Origin of the sequence: Streptomyces tendae (assembly GCF_008632955.1) — a bacterium.
Lineage (GTDB): Bacteria > Actinomycetota > Actinomycetes > Streptomycetales > Streptomycetaceae > Streptomyces.
Genome location: NZ_CP043959.1, coordinates 68596 through 88042, shown reverse-complemented (window position 1 = coordinate 88042; position 19447 = coordinate 68596). Strand labels below are relative to the sequence as shown.

Genomic DNA, 19447 nt, shown 5'->3' with positions numbered 1-19447 from the left:
CGCATGCTCGGTCGGCCCCTGGACGACGCAGGTTACCCGTCCATTCGTGCTCGGACCACAGACCGTCCCGGAGGTGACCGATGAAGCGACGGTGGTCCAGCAGCCGGCTCTCGCGGCGCTTTCGGCCATTGTGCACAGCCAGAGCAGGCGGGCCGCGGCCATACTGGAAGCGGTCGCCCGCGGACTCGTGTCCTTTGAGCCGGACGTCACGAAGTCCTGGTTCGGAGTCGTGGAAGTCGGGCTGGAGTCCACTCCGGCCAGGGAGAACTGGAGGAAGTTGATGCAGAACGTCGTCACCCACTTCCCGGGACACGGCACGCTCTTCGAGGAGAAGTACCTCGAGGGGAAGAGCGAAGGGAAAGCCGAGGGGAAGTCGGAGGCAATCCTGCGCGCGCTGAAGGTGCGCGGGCTCACCGTCCCGGACGACGTCCGGGAGCGCATCACCGGGTGCACCGACCTCGACACCCTCGCCACCTGGTTCGACCGCTCCCTGACCGTCTCCGAGGCCAAGGGTCTCTTCGCCGGCGAGGCGGAGGAGCCGACCGCTTCCTGAGTCCCGGTCACCGGTGGTCGAATGGCCGCATGCGGTCCGAGCACTGTCTGACCAGGAATCACATCGAGGTCTTCCACAACCGCGTGCTGTCGTCGGGTCCGCAGCGCATCCGGTTCCGGACGTTGGTGTACGGGTCAACACTGCCGCTCCTCGTGTGGACCGGCATCGCGGGGTTCCTCCACCACGTCTTCAACCCGATCGCGCCGATGGTCCTCTGCGGACTCTTCGTCACGCTGATCGCCCTCGGCTTCGCCCTGCGCCGCCGGAGGAAGCACTCGGTGCGCTGCAGTTTCTACGGCGCGCTCGGCGCGGTGCTCGCCGGGTCGATGGACGGGTTCTGAGGCGTCGGCGGCAACGCAAAGGGCCCGGAACCGTGTCGGTTCCGGGCCCTTCCCGTAAGCGGCGACTACTTCGGCTGGGGCTTGCGCACCGACAGGTGCAGCTCCTTCAGCCGCGTCTCCTCCAGCTCCGTCGGCGCGCCCATCATCAGGTCCTGGGCGTTGCCGTTGAGCGGGAAGGCGATCGTCTCGCGGATGTTCGGCTCGTCGGCGAGGAGCATGACGATGCGGTCCACGCCGGGGGCGATGCCGCCGTGCGGCGGGGCGCCGAAGCGGAACGCGCGCAGCATGCCGGCGAACTTGTCCTCGACCGTCTCGCGGTCGTAGCCCGCGATCTCGAACGCCTTGAGCATGATCTCCGGCTCGTGGTTCCGGATCGCGCCCGAGGACAGCTCGACGCCGTTGCAGACGATGTCGTACTGCCAGCCCAGGATGTCCAGCGGGTCCTGGGACTCCAGGGCCTCCAGGCCACCCTGCGGCATCGAGAACGGGTTGTGCGAGAAGTCGATCGCGCCGGTCTCCTCGTCCTTCTCGTACATCGGGAAGTCGACGATCCAGCAGAAGCGGAAGACGTTCTCCTCGAACTGCCCGGCGCGCTTGGCGGCCTCGACCCGCACCGCGCCCATGATCTTGGAGACCTCGTCGAACTCGCCCGCGCCGAAGAACACCGCGTGGCCCGGGGCCAGCGCCAGCCGCTTGGTCAGCTCGGCGACGTTCGCCTCGGTGAGGAACTTGGCGATCGGACCGGTCAGCGAGCCGTCCTCGCCGACGCGCACCCATGCCAGGCCCTTCGCGCCCTGGGAGACGGCGTAGTCACCCAGCTGGTCGAAGAACTTGCGGGGCTGGCCGGACACGTCCGGCACCGGCAGCGCGCGCACGTGCTTGCCGGCGAAGGCCTTGAACTCCGAGCCCTCGAAGACGTCGGTGATGTCGACGAGCTCCAGCTGGGCCCGCAGGTCCGGCTTGTCGGAGCCGTACTTCAGCATCGCCTCGCGGAACGGGATGCGCGGGAACGGCGACGTCACATGACGGCCGTTGCCGAACTCCTCGAACAGCTCGGTCATCAGCTTCTCGATCGGCTGGAAGACGTCCTCCTGCTCGACGAAGCTCATCTCGACGTCGAGCTGGTAGAACTCGCCCGGCGAGCGGTCGGCGCGGGCGTCCTCGTCGCGGAAGCAGGGCGCGATCTGGAAGTAGCGGTCGAAGCCCGAGATCATCAGCAGCTGCTTGAACTGCTGCGGGGCCTGCGGCAGCGCGTAGAACTTGCCGGGGTTGAGACGCGAGGGGACCACGAAGTCGCGCGCGCCCTCGGGGGAGGTCGCGGACAGGATCGGCGTGGTCATCTCGTTGAAGCCCAGCGCGGTCATCTTGTGGCGGATCGCCGAGATGACCTGCGTGCGCAGCATGATGTTGCGGTGCATGCGCTCGCGGCGCAGGTCCAGGAAGCGGTACTCCAGGCGCCGCTCCTCGTTGACGCCGTCCTCGGCGTTGATGGTGAAGGGGAGCGGAGCCGCGGTGCCCAGCACCTCGACGGCGTTGACCTCGACCTCGACCTCACCGGTCGGCAGGTCGGGGTTCACGTTCTCCGCGCCGCGCGAGACGACCTGGCCGTCGACGCGGACCACGGTCTCCTTGGACAGCTTGTCGAGTGCCTCGTAGGCCTCGGTGCCCGGACGGGCCACCAACTGCGTGATCCCGTAGTGATCGCGCAGATCGATGAAGAGGATGCCGCCCAGGTCGCGCCGATTGTGCAGCCAGCCACTCAGCCGGACGTCGGTGCCGACGTCAGAGGCGCGGAGCTCGCCGCAGGTGTGGGACCTGTACCGATGCATCGTCGTTCATCCAGCCTTCGCGGATCGGGGTCGTTGTTTCACGTGAAACTCCCCCAAGCCTACCGGCCGGGCCAAGATCGCTGTTCCGCCATTCCCCGTGCCGCGGGCGAACGACATCGGTGGAAGTTTTCGGAACCATCTTCATAAAGTGGTGCAATGCGCACTGGTGAGCCCCTGCCCGCCCTGGGGGACGTCCTCGCCGCCCTCGGAACCGGCGTGTGGCACTGGGACACCGCATCCGGGCTGGTCGCGGTCGATGCCGTGGCGGCCCGGCTGCTCGGGTTGCCCTCCGAGGAGGCCACGCTCACGGAGGCGCAGGTCCGGGCCCGCCTCCACCCCGTCGACTGGAACGAGATCACCGGGATCGTCCAGCTGGCCGTCGCCGAGGGCACGCTCGCCGAGGTGCGCATCCGGATCATGGACGACCAGAACCAGGTCGTCCGGGTGGTACGCAGCCGCTCCAAGCCCTCCTTCGACACCGAGCGCAAGTCCTACGTGCTGACCGGCACCCTCCAGGAGGTGACCGAGCCGGCGCCGGGCACACCCGCCGCGCGCAGCGCGGTGACCGGTGACTGGCGGCGCTCCCGCGAGGCGTTCCTGCTGGACGCCGGCCGCGCCCTGGCGGAGGCCCGCTCGACGCAGGAGGTGCTGCGGGTCGCGGCCAACCTGTCGATGCCGGGGTTCACCCCGGACGGCCTGGCCGTGTTCGGCGTGGAGGGCGACCGGCTCACGATCATCGGCCACCACGGGCACGAGCCCGGCGCCGACAGCCCTTTCTACATGCCCCTGGACACGGACTATCCGGCCGCCGAGGTGGTCCGCACGGGCCGCGCGGTCTACCTCTCCTCCCCGGAGCAGTACAGGTCCCGCTACCCGCTCACCTGGCCGCTCGCCCAGCGCTTCGGCCGTCAGTCCTGGGCGTTCCTGCCGCTGACCGCGTCCGGCCGCACGATGGGCGCCTGGCTGGCCGCCTTCACCTACCCGGTCGCGTTCACCCCGGATGAGCGTTCCGTGCTGACCACGGTCGCCCGGATGCTGGCGCAGGCGCTGTCCCGCGCGGGCACCGCGGAGAGCGAGAAGGCGCTGACCGAGGGCCTGCAGCGTTCGATGATGCCGAAGCTCGGTCCGGGCATCCCCGGCATGGACGTCACCGCCCGCTACGTCCCGACCGGCGGCGGGCTCCAGGTCGGCGGCGACTGGTACGACGTGATCCCCCTGCCCGGCGGCACCTCCCGGACGACGTCCGGGGGAGGCCGGTTCGCGCTGGTCATCGGCGACGTACAGGGCCACGACGTACGGGCCGCGGGGCTGATGGGCCAGCTGCGGATAGCGCTGCGGGCGTACGCCTCGGAGGGCCACCGGCCGGACGCCGTGCTCGCGCGCGCCTCCCGCTTCCTGCACGGCATCGGCGAGGATCCGACCGAGATGCGCTTCGCGACCTGCCTGTACGCCGAGGTCGACCCGGGGGCCGGGGTCCTGGAGGTCGCCCGTGCCGGGCATCCCGATCCGGTCATCCGGATGGCCGACGCGACGGTGCTGACCCGGCCGACGGCCGGCGGACTGCCGCTGGGCATCGACCCGGACGCCGACTACCCGACCACCCGGCTGGTCCTGGAGCCCGGCGAAACCCTGCTGATCTGCACGGACGGGCTGATCGAGACCGGCGGCCACGACCTGGACACCGGCTGGCAGCGGCTGCGGGAGATCCTGGAACAGCACCGGGGCACCCAGGAGGAGCTGGCCGACGCCCTGGTCCAGGCGGTGCACGGCCCCTCCTCGCACCACACCACCGGCCCGCTGGCCGACCGCCGTGAGGACGACATCGCGCTGCTCCTGCTGACCCGGCAGGGCGACGCCTGCGGCTGCGGCGCGGACGAGACGGTGCCGCCTCCGGTGCGCCGTACGGTGCTCACGGTGGCGCAGGCCGAGCCGGAACGCGTGGGCATCGCCCGCCAGCAGCTGCGCGAGCTGCTGCACGACTGGCCCTCGGACGACCAGGTGGACTCGGCGGTGCTGCTGCTGTCGGAGATGCTGACCAACGTCCTCGTGCACACCGACGCCGACGCCCTGCTCCTCGCGGAGATCACGGACGGCGGCGACGGCCGCCGCATCCGGGTCGAGGTCACCGACACCGCCGACGACCTGCCGCATCCGCGCAGGCCGGGGGAGCTGGCGTCCTCGGGCCGGGGCCTGCTCCTCATCGAGCTCCTGGCCCACAGCTGGGGAGTCGCCCCCCGCGGCCGCGGCAAGAGCATCTGGTTCGAGCTCTACGAACGCAAGGACGCCGACGGATCCGGCTGAGCGGGGTCGGCGTCGGGAACGCCGAGGGCCCCGCCCTCAACCGGACGAGGCCTCACGGCGCGTAGGGGTTCAGGCCTCCTGCGGACCCTTTTCCGTCATGCCGTGCACGGCCGGGACCGTGCCGAGGCGGCCCTTCTGGAAGTCCTCGAAGGCCTGCATCAGCTCGTCCTTGGTGTTCATCACGAACGGCCCGTAGTGCGCCATGGGCTCGCGGATGGGCCGGCCGCCGAGCAGGACGACCTCCAGGTCCGGCGTGTGCGAGTCCTGCTTCTCGTCCGCGCGGACGGTCAGCGAGCCGCCGGTGCCGAACACCGCGGTCTGCCCGAGGTGGATCGGACGACGCTCGGCGCCCACCGCACCGCGTCCGGCCATCACGTACGCCAGGCCGTTGAAGTCCTCCCGCCAGGGCAGGGTGACCTCCGCTCCCGGCGCGAGCGTGGCGTGGATCATCGTGATCGGCGTGTGGGTGATGCCCGGACCCTCGTGGCCGTCCAGCTCGCCGGCGATGACGCGGAGCAGCGCGCCGCCGTCCGGGGAGGTGAGCAGCTGGACGCTGCCGCTGCGGATGTCCTGGTAGCGGGGCGCCATCATCTTGTCCTTGGCGGGGAGGTTCACCCACAGCTGGAGGCCGTGGAAGAGTCCGCCGGACATCACCAGGTGCTCCGGCGGCGCCTCGATGTGCAGCAGGCCGGAGCCCGCCGTCATCCACTGGGTGTCGCCGTTGGTGATGGTGCCGCCACCGCCGTTGGAATCCTGGTGGTCGAAGATCCCGTCGACGATGTAGGTGACGGTCTCGAAGCCGCGGTGGGGGTGCCACGGGGTGCCCTTGGGCTCGCCGGGCGCGTACTCCACCTCACCCATCTGGTCCATCATGATGAACGGGTCGAGATGGCGGTAGTTGATCCCCGCGAACGCCCGGCGCACCGGGAAGCCCTCGCCCTCGAAACCGCTGGGCGCGGTCGTGACGGCGAGCACGGGGCGTGCCACGGCGTCGGCGGGAGCGGTCACACGGGGCAGCGTCAGCGGGTTCTCGACGGTCACTGCAGGCATGGGTACCTCCTCGGGTACGCCCACTTTAGTTGAGCGTTGAACTTCTTGCCACCTCGAACGGAGAAAGCCCGGAGGGAATTCCCTCCGGGCTCCGCACGAGGACGACGGCACCGGCCGGCCGCGACGACGGCCTTCGCCACGCACACGGGGACGGCTCTAGCCATACATGCGGCGCATGGCGAACTCGACCATCTGCTCCACGGCCTTGGCGTCGAACACCATCCGGTGCTCGCCCTCCATGTCCAGCACGAAGCCGTAGCCCGTGGGCAGCAGGTCGATCACCTCGGCGCCGGTGATCACGAAGTACTTGGACTCCTTGCCCGCGTACCGCCGCAGCTCCTTGAGTGAGGTGAACATCGGGATCACCGGCTGCTGGGTGTTGTGCAGGGCGAGGAAGCCGGGGTTGTCACCGCGCGGGCAGTAGACCTTGGACGTGGCGAAGATCTGCTGGAAGTCCTCCGCCGCCATCTGGCCCGTGGTGAACGCGCGCACGGCGTCGGCGAGCGAAGGTGCGGACGGTTCGGGATACGCAGGCGCCTGCTGCCCGTACCCGCCCGGCATCTGCTGCTGCGGCGGCACGTAACCCTGCTGTGTCCCCGCGCTCTGGTCGTAGCCGTACATGGCGCACAGACTACTGACCCCGCGCGAGGGCTGGGTCACAGATGTCCGGATCGGGGTTGCTTCTTATTACCGACGGGTAGCATCATCGGAGCTACTTGTCGGTACGTGATTCAGTTGCGAGGAATCAGTCCCTCGCCGATCCCTCTCAAACGGAGCCGTCGCCATGGGGCACTACAAGTCGAATCTCCGCGACATCGAGTTCAACCTCTTCGAGGTACTCGGGCGCGACAAGCTGTACGGCACGGGCCCGTTCGAGGAGATGGACGTCGAGACCGCGAAGAGCATCCTGGAGGAGCTGACCCGCCTCTCGGAGAACGAGCTCGCGGAGTCCTTCACGGACGCCGACCGCAACCCGCCGGTCTTCGACCCGGTGACCAACACCGCGCCCGTCCCCGAGTCCTTCAGGAAGAGCTACAAGGCCTTCATGGACTCCGAGTACTGGCGTCTCGGCCTGCCCGAGGAGATCGGCGGCACCACCGCGCCCCGTTCCCTCATCTGGGCCTACGCCGAGCTGATTCTGGGCGCCAACCCGGCCGTGTGGATGTACTCCTCGGGCCCCGCCTTCGCGGGCATCCTCTTCGAGGAGGGCAACGAGGTCCAGAAGCACATCGCGAAGATCGCCACGGAGCGGCAGTGGGGCTCCACGATGGTGCTCACCGAGCCGGACGCCGGCTCGGACGTGGGCGCGGGCCGCACCAAGGCCGTGCAGCAGGAGGACGGCTCCTGGCACATCGAGGGCGTGAAGCGTTTCATCACCTCGGGTGAGCACGACATGTCGGAGAACATCCTCCACTACGTGCTCGCGCGTCCCGAGGGCGCCGGCCCCGGCACCAAGGGACTGTCCCTCTTCCTCGTCCCGAAGTACGAGTTCGACTTCGAGACCGGCGAGCTGGGCGAGCGCAACGGCGTCTACGCCACGAACGTCGAGCACAAGATGGGCCTGAAGGCCTCCAACACCTGCGAGATGACGTTCGGCGACAAGCACCCCGCCAAGGGCTGGCTGATCGGCGACAAGCACGACGGCATCCGCCAGATGTTCCGCATCATCGAGTTCGCCCGCATGATGGTCGGCACGAAGGCGATCTCCACGCTGTCCACGGGCTACCTGAACGCCCTGGAGTACGCCAAGGAGCGCGTCCAGGGTCCCGACCTGGCGAACTTCATGGACAAGACCGCGCCCAAGGTCACCATCACCCACCACCCCGACGTGCGCCGCTCGCTCATGACGCAGAAGGCGTACGCGGAGGGCATGCGCGCCCTGGTGATGTACACCGCCTCGATCCAGGACGCCATCCAGGTCAAGGAGGCGAACGGCGAGGACGCCTCCACCGAGCACGCGATGAACGACCTGCTCCTGCCGATCGTCAAGGGCTACGGCTCGGAGAAGGCCTACGAGCAGCTCGCCCAGTCGCTGCAGACCTTCGGCGGCTCCGGCTTCCTGCAGGAGTACCCGATCGAGCAGTACATCCGGGACTCCAAGATCGACACCCTGTACGAGGGCACCACCGCCATCCAGGGCCAGGACTTCTTCTTCCGGAAGATCGTCCGTAACCAGGGCGCCGCCCTGAACTCCCTCGCCGAGGACATCAAGAAGTTCCTCGCGGTCGGCGAGGGCGGCGAGGAGCTGGCGGGCGCCCGCGAGCACCTGGCCAAGGCCGCCGTCGAGCTGGAGGCCATCGTCGGCCTGATGCTCACCGACCTCGCGGCCACCGAGCAGGACGTCAAGAACATCTACAAGGTGGGCCTGAACACCACCCGCCTGCTGCTGGCCTCCGGTGACGTCGTCGTCGGCTACCTGCTGCTCAAGGGCGCCGCGATCGCCGCCGAGAAGCTCCCGACGGCATCCGCCAAGGACAAGGCCTTCTACACCGGCAAGATCGCCGCGGCGAAGTTCTTCGCGGCCAACGTCCTGCCGGGCGTCACCCTGGCCCGCAAGGTCTCCGAGGGTGTCGAGCTGGACCTGATGGAACTGGACGAGGCGGCGTTCTAGCCGCTTCCGGGCCCTTACGGGACCTCCCCGTACAGACCCGCACGCAACCAGGCCGGACCCCCGCGAGGGCCCGCTCCCGCACCGGGAAGCGGGCCCTCGCGCTCGTTAAGGTGAACCCATGAGCGAACCCCCCCGCTTCGACCGCGGCCACACCGACGACCTGATGTCCTTCCTCGCGGCGAGCCCCACGCCGTACCACGCCGTGGCGAACGCCGCCGAGCGGCTGGAGAAGGCGGGCTTCCGGCAGGTCGCGGAGACGGACGCCTGGGACGGCACGGCAGGCGGCAAGTACGTGCTGCGCGGCGGCGCGATCATCGCCTGGTACGTCTCCGAGGGGGCGGACCCGCACACGCCCTTCCGGATCGTCGGCGCGCACACCGACTCCCCCAACCTGCGGGTCAAGCCGCGTCCCGACAGCGGGGCACACGGCTGGCGCCAGGTGGCCGTGGAGATCTACGGCGGTCCGCTGCTCAACTCCTGGCTCGACCGTGACCTGGGCCTGGCCGGGCGGCTGTCCCTGCGGGACGGCACGACCCGCCTGGTCGACGTGGACCGTCCGCTGCTGCGGGTCCCCCAGCTCGCCATCCACCTGGACCGCGCGGTCAACTCCGACGGCCTCAAGCTCGACAAGCAGCGGCACATGCAGCCGGTGTGGGGCATGGGCGACGACGTCCGCGACGGCGACCTCATCGCCTTCCTGGAGGAGACCGCGGGGGTGCCGGCCGGCGAGGTCACCGGCTGGGACCTGATGGTGCACCCGGTCGAGCCGCCCGCGTACCTGGGCCGCGACCGCGAGCTGGTGGCGGGCCCGCGCATGGACAACCTGCTGTCCGTGCACGCCGGCACGGCCGCGCTCGCCGCCGCTGCCGCACGGGGCTCGCGCCTGTCGTACATCCCGGTGCTCGCCGCCTTCGACCACGAGGAGAACGGCTCCCAGTCGGACACCGGCGCGGACGGCCCGCTGCTCGGCAACGTCCTGGAGCGCTCGGTGCTCGCCCGCGGCGGGTCGTTCGAGGACCGGGCCCGCGCCTTCGCCGCCACCGTCTGCCTGTCCTCCGACACCGGACACGCCGTCCACCCCAACTACGCGGAACGGCACGACCCGACGCATCACCCCCGCGTCGACGGCGGCCCCATCCTCAAGGTCAACGTCAACAACCGGTACGCCACCGACGGTTCGGGACGCGCGGTGTTCGCCGCGGCCTGCGAGAAGGCCGGTGTGCCCTTCCAGTCGTTCGTCTCCAACAACGCGATGCCGTGCGGCACCACGATCGGCCCGATCACCGCGGCCCGGCACGGCATCAGGACGGTCGACATCGGCGTGGCCATCCTGTCGATGCACAGCGCCCGCGAACTGTGCGGCGCCGAGGACCCGTTCCTGCTGGCGAACGCGCTGACGGCGTTCCTGGAAGGCTAGTTCGGGCGCCGGCCCGCTAGCAGCGTTCCGAGTGGCGGTCAACTCCCGTGCGTGTCACGGCGCATGGGAGCCGCCCGTCCGGGTACCCGGGTCGCACCGGAAACACCGGACAGGGAGGCGACACTCATGGGCCTCGGCGGATGCATCATCCTCATCGCCGTGGGAGCAATCCTCACGTTCGCGACCGACTGGGACATGCAGGGTGTCAACCTTGACCTGGTCGGCGTCATCTTCATGATCGTCGGACTGATCGGCGTCGCGACCTTCAGCAGCATCGCCCGGCGTCGGCGGGTCGTGGTACCCCCCGCCACTCCGGTCGTCGACGACACGACCCGTCCGCACCACCACACCCGCGACGGCTACAGCGACGGGTACGGCGTCTGACCGGACGCCCCGCCCGCGCCGTCCGCACCGGACAGCTCCACGGTCAGCCGGTCCGTGCCCCCCGCGACGGGGCGCACGGGCAGCCGCCACTCACGGCGGTGCACATGGCAGGCCGGATGGAGGACGTCCGGGCCGGCGTCGCAGGAAGCCGCCGTCGCCACGACATGCAGCACTCCCGGCCCCACGGCGGGGTCGGTCTCGAGGGCGCGGGAGAGTTCGCTCCCCGCGCCCTCTCCGCCGCGCAGCAGCGCCGGCGGTGCGGCGGACACCAGCAGGCGCGTCGCAGGCCCGTCCCGCGTGTCGAGCTTCTGGCCCGGCGGCGGCTCGAAGACCACCTCCAGGCGTACGCGGCCGACGGCGATCTCCGTGACGGACCGCTCCGCTGCGGGCGGGCTCACGACATCGGCGGGCAGCCGCAGCCGGGTCAGCCGGTGGCGGGCCGACTCCACCACGACGACGTCCCCTTTGTCGACCACGGCACCGCTCGGCTCACGCAGGTCCGTGGCCAGGGTGGACACCTCGCCGGTGCCCGGGTCGTACCGGCGCAGGGCGTGGTTGTAGGTGTCGCTGACGGCGAGCGACCCGTCGGGCAGCGCGGTCACCCCCAGCGGGTGCTGGAGCAGCGCCTCATCCGCGGGACCGTCGCGGTGCCCGAAGGCGAACAGTCCCGCGCCGACGGCCGTGCGCACCCGCCCGTCCGGGTCCAGCAGACGCAGCGCGGAGCTTTCGGAGTCGGCCACCCACAGCCCCCGCGGCGTCACCGCGAGCCCCGAGGGCTGCGCGAAGAGGGCCTGCCCGGCCGGTCCGTCGACGAGGCCCTCCTCGCCGGTCCCGGCCGCGCGGGCGACGGTGCCGTCGGCGGGGTCGTACGTCCACAGCTGGTGGATGCCGGCCATGGCGATCCACAGCCGGTCCCGCCACCAGGTGACGTCCCACGGGGAGGAGAGGTTCACCTCGCGGGCCGCTCCCGAGACGGCGTCGCCCCGGTGCCAGGGGGAGCCGGTGCCGGCGAGGGTGGTGACCTCCCCGGAGGCGAGGTCGACCCGCCTGAGGGCGTGGTTGACCGTGTCGGCGACGGCCACGGCACCGTCCGGCAGCAGCGCGAGCCCCTGCGGCTCCTGGAAGCGGGCCGTGTCCGCGGCCCCGTCCGTCAGGCCGCGCTCCCCCAGGCCGATCCGCCTGAGGACCGTCTCCCCGTCCTCCGCCAGCTCCACCAGCTGGTGGCGGGTGGTGTCGCCGGCCAGGAAGGTCCCCGACGGCAGCCTCAGCACCTTCCCTGGGAAGCGCAGCACGGTCGGCTCCGGCTCGGGCGGCGCGTAGGGCAGGTCGCCGCGCCTGAGGGTGCCCTTCGCCGCGTGCTCGGCCTCCAGCTCCGTCACCAGCCGCCCGATCTCGGGCGCGTGCCCCTCCCCGGAGTACGTGGCCACGACGTACCCCTCCGGGTCGACGACCACCAGCGTCGGCCAGGCCCGCACCGCGTACTGCGTCCAGGTCGTCAGCTCCGGGTCGTCCAGTACGGGGTGCCGGACGGCGTACCGCTCGACGGCGTCGGCCACCGCCGCGTGCTCCGTCTCGTGCGGGAACTTCGGCGAGTGCACGCCGATCACCACGAGCGTGTCCCGGTGCCGCTCCTCCAGCTCACGCAGCTCGTCGACGACGTGCAGGCAGTTGATGCAGGCGAACGTCCAGAAGTCCAGCAGCACGATGCGTCCGCGCAGGCCGGCGAGGGTGTACCCGTCGCCGCCCGTGTTCAGCCAGCCGCCCTTCCCCGCCGGCTCGGGGGCCCGCACGCGCGCGGAACGGCGGACCGGGGGAGCGGAAGCGGCGTCGTCCATACGTCCAGCGTGCCACCCGGGGACACCGGGCGGGGGTGGGGCGGGCTCCGCCCGTCGGCCTAGTGGCGGCGTCGGACGGGACCGGGCGGGGAAACCGTCGGGCATGAGATTTCTTGTGCGCGACCGGATCCTCGGCATCGGGGACGACTACTGGATCGAGGACGACCGCGGGAACAAGGTCTTCCTCGTCGACGGCAAGGCGATGCGGCTGCGGGACACCTTCGAGCTGAAGGACTCCAAAGGGCGTGTGCTCATCGACATCCGGCAGAAGATGCTGGCCCTGCGGGACACCATGGTCATCGAGCGGGAGGGCGAGCCGCTGGCCACCGTCCGGCGCAAGCGGCTGTCCCTGCTGCGCAACCACTACCGGGTGACCCTGGCGGACGGCAGCACCGAGCTCGACGTCAGCGGCCGGATCCTCGACCGCGAGTTCGCCGTCGAGTACGACGGCGAACTGCTCGCCGTGATCTCCCGCCGGCTGATGACCCTCCGGGACACCTACGGCGTGGACGTCGTCCGGGACGACGCGGACCCGGCGCTGCTGATCGCCGTGGCGGTGTGCGTGATCCACCTGGCGGAGAAGGAACGGGAGGACTAGGGCAGGGCGCGGCGCGCGGGTGCGGCGCCCCGGCCCCCCGCGCGGGCGGATCGGGGCCGGTCGGTCAGCGGCGGGGGCGTTCCAGGCCCAGGACGCGGTCCTTCAGGGCCGGGAAGCGGTCCCGGGTGCCCGCCACCGTCGCGGGGTCGAACTCCACCGTGAGGACCTCCTCGCCGGGTCCCGCCTCGGCCAGCACCTCACCCCACGGGTCCACCACGACCGAGTGACCCGCCTGGGGAACTCCCGCGTGCGTCCCGGCCGTTCCGCACGCGAGGACGAACGCCTGGTTCTCCACCGCCCGCGCCCGGGCCAGCAGCGTCCAGTGCGCCCGGCGCCGCTCGGGCCAGCCCGCCGGGACGACGAAGGTCTCGGCGCCGGCGTCGACCAGACCGCGGAAGAGCTCGGGGAAGCGGAGGTCGTAGCAGGTGGCGACGCCGACGACGGTGTCCGGCAGACGGACCGTCACCAGATCCTCGCCCGCCCCCATCAGCACGGCCTCGCCCTTGTCGAAGCCGAAGCGGTGGATCTTCCGGTAGGCGGCGGCCAGTTCGCCGGAGGGGGAGAAGACGAGCGAGGTGTTGTAGAGCGGCCCCTCGGGGTCCCGTTCCGGGACGGAGCCCGCGTGCAGCCACACGCCCGCCTCGCTCGCGGCCTTGGCCATCGCTTCGTAGGTCGGGCCTTCGAGCGGTTCCGCCTCGGTGCCGAACTCCTCGTAGGCGAAGGCGCCCGTGGTCCACAGCTCGGGGAGGACGACGAGGTCCGCACCGGCCTGATCGCGTACCAGCGCGGCCACCCGGCGCCGGCGCGATTCGACCGATTCGTCCTCGTTCACGGCGACTTGCAGCAAGGAAGCGCGCACACTACCACCGTCCTGGCATTCGACCCGCGTCCACGGGCCTACGATCGTCACACGAAAGCACTGCCGGGGTGCCTGTCAGCAGCGTAACTTGGGGGTCCCGCCGGTTCGAGCGAAGCCGAGAACCGGGGGAGACCCGAGACACCCGCGCAGTGCAGCCATCGCCCACTGGCACCGCCGCCACAACCTGCCCGTGTACCGACCGCCGAGGGGTCCCGTTCCGTGAGTCTGCATCCCGCCCTCCAGCCCTACGCCGACGCCTGGTCCCACTCCATCGAGGCGATATCCGAGCTGGTGCAGCCGCTGCCGGAGGCCGACTGGAACCGGCGCACACCCTGCCCGGGCTGGTCGGTCCGTGACGTGGTCTCGCACGTCATCGGCCTCGACTCGGAGATGTACGGCGACCCGCGGCCCATCCACACGCTGCCGCGCGACCTGTTCCACGTCACCAACGACCACCAGCGGTACATGGAGATGCAGGTCGACGTGCGCCGCCACCACACGGCGCCGGAGATGACCTCCGAGCTGGAGCTGATGATCATCCGGCGCAACCGCCAGCTGCGGAACGAGTCCCGCGACCCCGGCACCAAGGTGCGCGGCCCGCTGGGCACGGAGCTGACGCTGGAGGAGTCGATGCGCCGCCACGCCTTCGACGTGTGGGCGCACGAGCAGGACCTGCGCACGGCGCTCGGCCGCCCCGGCAACCTCGACTCCCCCGGCGCCCAGGTCGCCCGTGACGTGCTGCTGGACGCGCTGCCCCGGGTGGTCGCCGAGCTGGCGCAGGCGCCGCGCAGCTCCGCGGTGGTCGTCGACGTGCACGGCCCCGTGGAGTTCCTGCGCACGGTGCGGGTCGACATCCAGGGCCGCGGGACCCTGGAGACGGCCCCGGCCCTGGGCCCGGCCGCCACCCTCACCCTCGACTGGGAGACGTACGTCCGCCTGGCCTGCGGCCGCGTGACGGCGGAGGCGGTGGCGGACCGCGTGAAGACCGAGGGCGACCTGGATCTGGCCGCGGCCATCCTCCGCCACTTCGCGGTCACGCCGTAGCGAGCCTTCGCCGCGCGGGCGGGCGCCCGGTCGGCACGCCCGCCTCCCCGGCCGTCAGGCCGGGACGTGGACGGTGGAGACCCTGCTGGCGACCAGCCGTTCGCGTTCGCGGCGGGCCGCCCGCCCGCGCAGACGGAGGATCTGGGTGACGCCCAGCGCCTGGAGGACGAAGACCGCCGAGAAGGCGACCGCGTAGTCGTCACCGGTCGCGTCCAGCAGCACGCCGATCGCGAAGAGCGTCGTCATCGAGGCGACGAACCCGCCCATGTTGGTGATGCCGGACGCCGTGCCCTGCCGCTCCGGCGGGTTGGCCGGGCGGGCGAAGTCGAAGCCGATCATCGACGCGGGCCCGCACGCCCCCAGCACCGCGCACAGCACGATCAGCAGCCACATCGGAGCCCTGTCCGCCGGCCAGGCCAGCGTCACGGCCCACAGCAGCGCCGTCGCGCCCACCGTGCCGAGCGCCAGCGGCAGCCGCGCCCCGTGGTGACGGGCGACGACCTGGCCGTAGACGAGACCGACGGCCATGTTGGCCAGCACCACCAGGGTGAGCAGCTCCCCGGCCACGGCCCGGGACAGCCCCTGCGCCTCCACCAGGAACGGCATCCCCCACAGCAGCAGGAAGACCATCGCCGGGAACTGCGTGGTGAAGTGCACCCACAGCCCGAGCCGGGTCCCCGGCTCCCGCCAGGAGGTGGCGATCTGCCGGCGGACGTAGGCGGCGCCCTGGTGCGGGAGCGGCCCGGGCTCGTGGCCCTCCGGGTGGTCCTTGAGGAACAGCAGGACCAGCACCAGCACCACCACCCCCGCGAGCGAACTGCCCGCGAACGCCGCAGTCCAGCCGATGCCGTGCAGCAGCCTCGCCAGCACCAGGGTGGAGACGAGGTTGCCCGCCATGCCGATCAGCCCGGCCATCTGCCCGACCATCGGCCCGCGCCGGGCGGGGAACCACCGCGTGCCCAGCCGCAGCACGCTGATGAAGGTCATCGCGTCGCCGCAGCCCAGCAGCGCGCGCGAGGCGAGCGCCATGCCGTACGACGGGGAGAGCGCGAAGCCGAGCTGCCCGAGGGTGAACAGCACGACGCCCAGACTCAGCACCTTCTTGGTGCCGAGCCGGTCCACCAGCAGGCCGACGGGTATCTGCATGCCCGCGTAGACCAGCAGCTGGAGGATGGAGAACGTGGACAGCGCGGAGGCGCCCACGTGGAAACGCTCGGCCGCGTCGAGGCCCGCCACACCCAGGGACGTACGGAAGATGACGGCGACGAAGTAGACGGAGACGCCGATCCCCCACACGGCCAGGGCCGGCCGGCCGCCGGGCGGGTCACCGGGCAGCGTGCCGGCACCGCGCGTGGCGAGGCTCATCGCGTCTCTCCCCGCGCCAGGTGGGAGAACCAGCCGACGTGCCGGTGGACGATCTCCACGGCCGCCTCGGCGTCACCGGAGCGCAGCGCCCCGAGGATCTCCTCGTGCTCGGAGAGCGTCTTCGCGATGCGGTCCGGGTGGGAGTGCATCACGGCCTGCCCCATCCGCAGCTGGCGGTCGCGCATCTGGTCGTAGAGGCGGGAGAGGATCTCGTTGCCGCCGCTGCGCACGATCTCGGCGTGGAAGCACCGGTCGGTGACGGAGGCGGCGGCGAAGTCACCGGCGGCCGCCTGCTCCTTCTGCCGGGCGAGCAGTTCCTCCAGGCGCTCGATCAGCGCGGGGGGCGCGGGCACGGCCTTGCGCGCCGCGTGCTCCTCCACGAGCAGCCGGGTCTCCACGACGTCGGCGATCTCCTGGGCGGAGACCGGCAGCACGAGGGCACCCTTCTTCGGGTACAGCTTGATCAGACCCTCGGTCTCCAGCCGCAGCAGGGCCTCGCGCACGGGCGTGCGGGACACCCCCACGGCCTCGGCCAGCTCGCCCTCCGTGAGCAGCGTCCCTCCCTCGTACGTGCGCTCCAGCACACCCTGTTTGACGTGGGCGTAGACGCGGTCGGCGGCGGGGGGACGTTTCTCGGGTGCGGACAAGCTCATGGCGACAGCATAGATACAACACGTACGCATGGAAGTATTCGTCCACGATGCGGACCCTGCGCGCCGGAAAAGTCGCGCCCCCTCCCGTACAACCATCCCTTCGGCGTACGCGTCAGATACGTGCGGCCCCTTCTGGGCGGCCGCTCATCAACTCGGCCGGGCAGCACGGCCATTCACGGTAATCGGGGTATCTGACTTGAAAATCGGCATTCAGGGCGTCCGTCTCCGCAGAGCCGCCGGCGTCGTCGTGACCACCGGCGCCGTGCTCGCCTCCGGTGCCCTCTACGCGGCGCCGGCGCAGGCCGCCGCTCCCGTTCCGCCCGTCGTCGCCAAGGGCGGCTTCGTGATGAACAACGCGAACGGCAAGACGCTGTACACGAAGGGCGGCGACATCCGCCGCTCCACCGGTTCCACGACGAAGATCATGACCGCCAAGGTCGTGCTCGCGCAGAAGAACCTGAACCTGAACTCCACGGTCACGATCCAGAAGGCGTACAGCGACTACATCGTCTCCAAGAACGCCTCGTCCGCGCGGCTGATCGTCGGCGACAAGGTCACCGTGCGCCAGCTGCTGTACGGGCTGATGCTCCCGTCCGGCTGCGACGCCGCCTACGCGCTGGCCGACAAGTTCGGCACCGGCAGCACGCGCTCGGCGCGTGTGAAGTCGTTCATCTCCAAGATGAACGCGGACGCGAAGAAGCTGGGCCTGAAGAACACCCACTTCGACTCGTTCGACGGCATCGGCAACGGCAACAACTACTCCACACCGCGCGACCTGACGAAGATCGCCAGCAGCGCGATGAAGAACGCGACCTTCCGCTCCATCGTCAAGACGAAGAAGTACACGGCCAAGACGAAGACCAGGACGGGCGGCACCCGCACGATGGCGCCGTGGGTCAACACCAACAACCTGCTGAGCAGCTACAGCGGCACCATCGGCGTGAAGACCGGCTCGGGCCCGACGGCCAAGTACTGCCTGGTGTTCGCCGCGACCCGCAACGGCAGGACGGTCGTCGGCACCGTCCTCGCCTCGTCCTCCAGCGCCCAGCGCGAGAAGGACGCCAAGGCCCTCATGAACTACGCGTTCGGCAAGATCTGACGGACGACGTCGCCACAGGGACGACAGGAGGGGCGCCGCACACCGTGCGACGCCCCCCTGTCATGTCCGGCCGTCAGGCCCAGGTCATCAGCCGCTTCGGCTGCTCCAGGACCGCCGCCACGTCGGCCAGCACCTTGGAGCCGAGCTCTCCGTCGACCAGGCGGTGGTCGAAGGACAGTGCCAGGGTGGTGACCTGGCGGGGCTTCACCTTGCCCTTGTGCACCCACGGCTGGAGCTTGATCGCACCGACCGCCAGGATCGCGGACTCGCCCGGGTTGAGGATCGGCGTGCCCGTGTCGACGCCGAAGACGCCGACGTTGGTGATCGTGACCGTGCCGCCCTGCATCGCCGCCGGGGAGGTCTTGCCCTCCCGCGCCGTGGACACCAGTTCACCCAGGGACCCGGCCAGTTCCGGCAGCGTCTTGGCGTGGGCGTCCTTGATGTTCGGGACGATCAGGCCGCGCGGAGTGGCCGCCGCGATGCCCAGGTTGACGTAGTGCTTGACCACGATCTCCTGGGCCGCCTCGTCCCACGAGGCGTTGATGCCGGGGTTGCGCCGGATCGCGACCAGCAGGGCCTTGGCGATCAGCAGCAGCGGGTTCACCCGCAGCCCGGCGAACTCCTTGTCCTGCTTCAGCTCCTCGACCAGCTTCATCGTGCGCGTCACGTCGACCGTCACGAACTCCGTGACATGCGGCGCGGTGAACGCCGAGCCGACCATCGCCGCCGCCGTGGCCTTGCGGACGCCCTTCACGGGGACGCGCGTCTCGCGAGCCGTGTCGTACGACGCCGGGGCCGCGGCCTGGACGGGCACGGCGGCCGGAGCCGGGGCCGTCGGCTGCTGCGGGACCGCCTGGGTCGCGGCCACGGCCGCGTGCACGTCCTCGCGGGTGACGACGCCGTCCGGGCCGGTCGGGGTGACCGTCGCCAGGTCGACGCCCAGGTCCTTGGCCAGCTTGCGCACCGGCGGCTTCGCCAGCGGACGCTGCGCGGGGGCGGCCGGGGCGGCCGGAGCCGCGGGAGCGCCCCCGTGTCCGTTCAGCTCGGACTGGACGGCGGCCGCGGCCTGCTGTGCCGCGGCGTCCGGCGCCTGCTTGCGCGGACGGCGGCGGGTGGAGGACGTGGCGACGCCGTAGCCGACCAGCACCGGCTGGCGGGCCGCGGGCTGCTCGGCGGGCTGCTCCGGCTCCGCGGCGGGGGCGGGGGCCGCGGGGGCCTCCTCCTGCGCCGGGGCCGCGCCGCCCGCGACCTCCACCGCGATGATGGAGGTGCCTACGTCGACCGTGGTGCCCTCGGGGAAGTGCAGGGCGCGCACCACACCGTCGTAGGGGATGGGCAGTTCGACGGCCGCCTTCGCCGTCTCCACCTCGCAGACCACCTGGCCGTCGGTGACGGTGTCACCGGGCTGGACGTACCACTTGAGGATCTCGGCCTCGGTGAGGCCCTCGCCCACGTCCGGCATCTTGAACTCGCGTACGGACGCGTTCGTCATCGTCGTCACGACCCTC

The 19447-nt window shown here is 71.0% G+C and carries 17 protein-coding genes; 9 read left to right on the top strand and 8 right to left on the bottom strand.

What is annotated here, in order from left to right; translation table 11 throughout:
• The first annotated feature begins 73 nt into the window (after positions 1–73).
• Together F3L20_RS35385 and F3L20_RS00395 are read left to right on the top strand one after the other, a co-directional pair.
• On the top strand, positions 74–553 hold the full coding sequence (locus F3L20_RS35385; protein ID WP_346768044.1) for a hypothetical protein: 480 nt from the start codon (positions 74–76) through the stop codon (positions 551–553).
• Between the two features lie 29 nt (positions 554–582).
• Positions 583–894 (top strand): hypothetical protein, encoded by a 312-nt coding sequence (locus F3L20_RS00395; protein WP_150150893.1) that lies wholly within the window; start codon positions 583–585, stop codon positions 892–894.
• A gap of 65 nt (positions 895–959) precedes the next feature.
• Here the strand turns inward: F3L20_RS00395 and aspS are convergent, their stop codons facing one another.
• Positions 960–2723, bottom strand: coding sequence for an aspartate--tRNA ligase (gene aspS / locus F3L20_RS00390; protein ID WP_150150891.1), 1764 nt, complete (start codon positions 2721–2723; stop codon positions 960–962).
• Between the two features lie 156 nt (positions 2724–2879).
• Between aspS and F3L20_RS00385 the strand changes: the two genes are divergently transcribed.
• Positions 2880–5024 carry a SpoIIE family protein phosphatase gene (locus F3L20_RS00385; protein WP_150150888.1) on the top strand — a complete coding sequence of 715 codons (2145 nt, stop codon included), beginning with the start codon at positions 2880–2882 and terminating at the stop codon, positions 5022–5024.
• Between the two features lie 69 nt (positions 5025–5093).
• Here the strand turns inward: F3L20_RS00385 and F3L20_RS00380 are convergent, their stop codons facing one another.
• Both F3L20_RS00380 and F3L20_RS00375 read right to left on the bottom strand, forming a co-directional pair.
• Positions 5094–6074 carry a pirin family protein gene (locus F3L20_RS00380; protein ID WP_150150885.1) on the bottom strand — a complete coding sequence of 327 codons (981 nt, stop codon included), beginning with the start codon at positions 6072–6074 and terminating at the stop codon, positions 5094–5096.
• A gap of 156 nt (positions 6075–6230) precedes the next feature.
• Positions 6231–6695 carry an SseB family protein gene (locus F3L20_RS00375; protein WP_019525905.1) on the bottom strand — a complete coding sequence of 155 codons (465 nt, stop codon included), beginning with the start codon at positions 6693–6695 and terminating at the stop codon, positions 6231–6233.
• 163 nt (positions 6696–6858) lie between these two features.
• On the opposite strand from F3L20_RS00375, the gene F3L20_RS00370 reads away from it, so the two are divergent.
• From F3L20_RS00370 to F3L20_RS00360, 3 genes are all read left to right on the top strand, one after another.
• Positions 6859–8685: an acyl-CoA dehydrogenase gene (locus tag F3L20_RS00370; RefSeq protein WP_150150882.1), complete on the top strand. Its 1827-nt coding sequence runs from the start codon at positions 6859–6861 to the stop codon at positions 8683–8685.
• 118 nt (positions 8686–8803) lie between these two features.
• A complete protein-coding gene (locus F3L20_RS00365) occupies positions 8804–10102 on the top strand; it encodes a M18 family aminopeptidase (RefSeq protein WP_150150879.1) in 1299 nt (432 codons plus the stop codon).
• A gap of 126 nt (positions 10103–10228) precedes the next feature.
• Positions 10229–10486, top strand: coding sequence for a DUF6458 family protein (locus tag F3L20_RS00360; protein WP_145829378.1), 258 nt, complete (start codon positions 10229–10231; stop codon positions 10484–10486).
• On the opposite strand, the gene F3L20_RS00355 is transcribed toward F3L20_RS00360, so the two are convergent.
• Positions 10462–12321: an NHL domain-containing thioredoxin family protein gene (locus F3L20_RS00355; RefSeq protein ID WP_150150876.1), complete on the bottom strand. Its 1860-nt coding sequence runs from the start codon at positions 12319–12321 to the stop codon at positions 10462–10464. The genes F3L20_RS00360 and F3L20_RS00355 overlap by 25 nt on opposite strands.
• A gap of 103 nt (positions 12322–12424) precedes the next feature.
• Here F3L20_RS00355 and F3L20_RS00350 point away from each other — a divergent pair, with 103 nt between their 5' ends.
• Positions 12425–12919, top strand: coding sequence for an LURP-one-related/scramblase family protein (locus tag F3L20_RS00350; protein WP_150150873.1), 495 nt, complete (start codon positions 12425–12427; stop codon positions 12917–12919).
• Between the two features lie 64 nt (positions 12920–12983).
• Here the strand turns inward: F3L20_RS00350 and F3L20_RS00345 are convergent, their stop codons facing one another.
• The gene (locus tag F3L20_RS00345; protein WP_150150870.1) at positions 12984–13778 is read right to left on the bottom strand and encodes a carbon-nitrogen family hydrolase; all 795 of its coding nucleotides are present in this window, start codon (positions 13776–13778) and stop codon (positions 12984–12986) included.
• 219 nt (positions 13779–13997) lie between these two features.
• Between F3L20_RS00345 and F3L20_RS00340 the strand changes: the two genes are divergently transcribed.
• The gene (locus F3L20_RS00340) at positions 13998–14822 is read left to right on the top strand and encodes a maleylpyruvate isomerase family mycothiol-dependent enzyme (RefSeq protein ID WP_150150867.1); all 825 of its coding nucleotides are present in this window, start codon (positions 13998–14000) and stop codon (positions 14820–14822) included.
• A 54-nt stretch (positions 14823–14876) separates the two neighbouring features.
• Here the strand turns inward: F3L20_RS00340 and F3L20_RS00335 are convergent, their stop codons facing one another.
• Both F3L20_RS00335 and F3L20_RS00330 read right to left on the bottom strand, forming a co-directional pair.
• Positions 14877–16187, bottom strand: a complete 1311-nt coding sequence (locus F3L20_RS00335) for an MFS transporter (RefSeq protein ID WP_150150864.1) — start codon at positions 16185–16187, stop codon at positions 14877–14879.
• A complete protein-coding gene (locus tag F3L20_RS00330; RefSeq protein ID WP_400099994.1) occupies positions 16184–16840 on the bottom strand; it encodes a GntR family transcriptional regulator in 657 nt (218 codons plus the stop codon). Before F3L20_RS00330 ends, F3L20_RS00335 begins: the two co-directional genes overlap by 4 nt.
• A gap of 196 nt (positions 16841–17036) precedes the next feature.
• Between F3L20_RS00330 and F3L20_RS00325 the strand changes: the two genes are divergently transcribed.
• On the top strand, positions 17037–17939 hold the full coding sequence (locus F3L20_RS00325; RefSeq protein WP_150150861.1) for a D-alanyl-D-alanine carboxypeptidase family protein: 903 nt from the start codon (positions 17037–17039) through the stop codon (positions 17937–17939).
• A gap of 73 nt (positions 17940–18012) precedes the next feature.
• Here F3L20_RS00325 and F3L20_RS00320 read toward each other — a convergent pair whose 3' ends face one another.
• Positions 18013–19431 carry a dihydrolipoamide acetyltransferase family protein gene (locus F3L20_RS00320; RefSeq protein ID WP_150157165.1) on the bottom strand — a complete coding sequence of 473 codons (1419 nt, stop codon included), beginning with the start codon at positions 19429–19431 and terminating at the stop codon, positions 18013–18015.
• Between the last annotated feature and the right edge of the window lie 16 nt (positions 19432–19447).

Bases quoted from the DNA above. Each gene is read 5' to 3' on its own strand.
- F3L20_RS00395 (WP_150150893.1), top strand. From the start codon at position 583: ATGCGGTCCGAGCACTGTCTGACCAGGAATCACATCGAGGTCTTCCAC.
- aspS (WP_150150891.1), bottom strand. From the start codon at position 2,723: ATGCATCGGTACAGGTCCCACACCTGCGGCGAGCTCCGCGCCTCTGAC.
- F3L20_RS00385 (WP_150150888.1), top strand. From the start codon at position 2,880: ATGCGCACTGGTGAGCCCCTGCCCGCCCTGGGGGACGTCCTCGCCGCC.
- F3L20_RS00380 (WP_150150885.1), bottom strand. From the start codon at position 6,074: ATGCCTGCAGTGACCGTCGAGAACCCGCTGACGCTGCCCCGTGTGACC.
- F3L20_RS00375 (WP_019525905.1), bottom strand. From the start codon at position 6,695: ATGTACGGCTACGACCAGAGCGCGGGGACACAGCAGGGTTACGTGCCG.
- F3L20_RS00370 (WP_150150882.1), top strand. From the start codon at position 6,859: ATGGGGCACTACAAGTCGAATCTCCGCGACATCGAGTTCAACCTCTTC.
- F3L20_RS00365 (WP_150150879.1), top strand. From the start codon at position 8,804: ATGAGCGAACCCCCCCGCTTCGACCGCGGCCACACCGACGACCTGATG.
- F3L20_RS00360 (WP_145829378.1), top strand. From the start codon at position 10,229: ATGGGCCTCGGCGGATGCATCATCCTCATCGCCGTGGGAGCAATCCTC.
- F3L20_RS00355 (WP_150150876.1), bottom strand. From the start codon at position 12,321: ATGGACGACGCCGCTTCCGCTCCCCCGGTCCGCCGTTCCGCGCGCGTG.
- F3L20_RS00350 (WP_150150873.1), top strand. From the start codon at position 12,425: ATGAGATTTCTTGTGCGCGACCGGATCCTCGGCATCGGGGACGACTAC.
- F3L20_RS00335 (WP_150150864.1), bottom strand. From the start codon at position 16,187: ATGAGCCTCGCCACGCGCGGTGCCGGCACGCTGCCCGGTGACCCGCCC.
- F3L20_RS00330 (WP_400099994.1), bottom strand. From the start codon at position 16,840: ATGAGCTTGTCCGCACCCGAGAAACGTCCCCCCGCCGCCGACCGCGTC.
- F3L20_RS00320 (WP_150157165.1), bottom strand. From the start codon at position 19,431: ATGACGAACGCGTCCGTACGCGAGTTCAAGATGCCGGACGTGGGCGAG.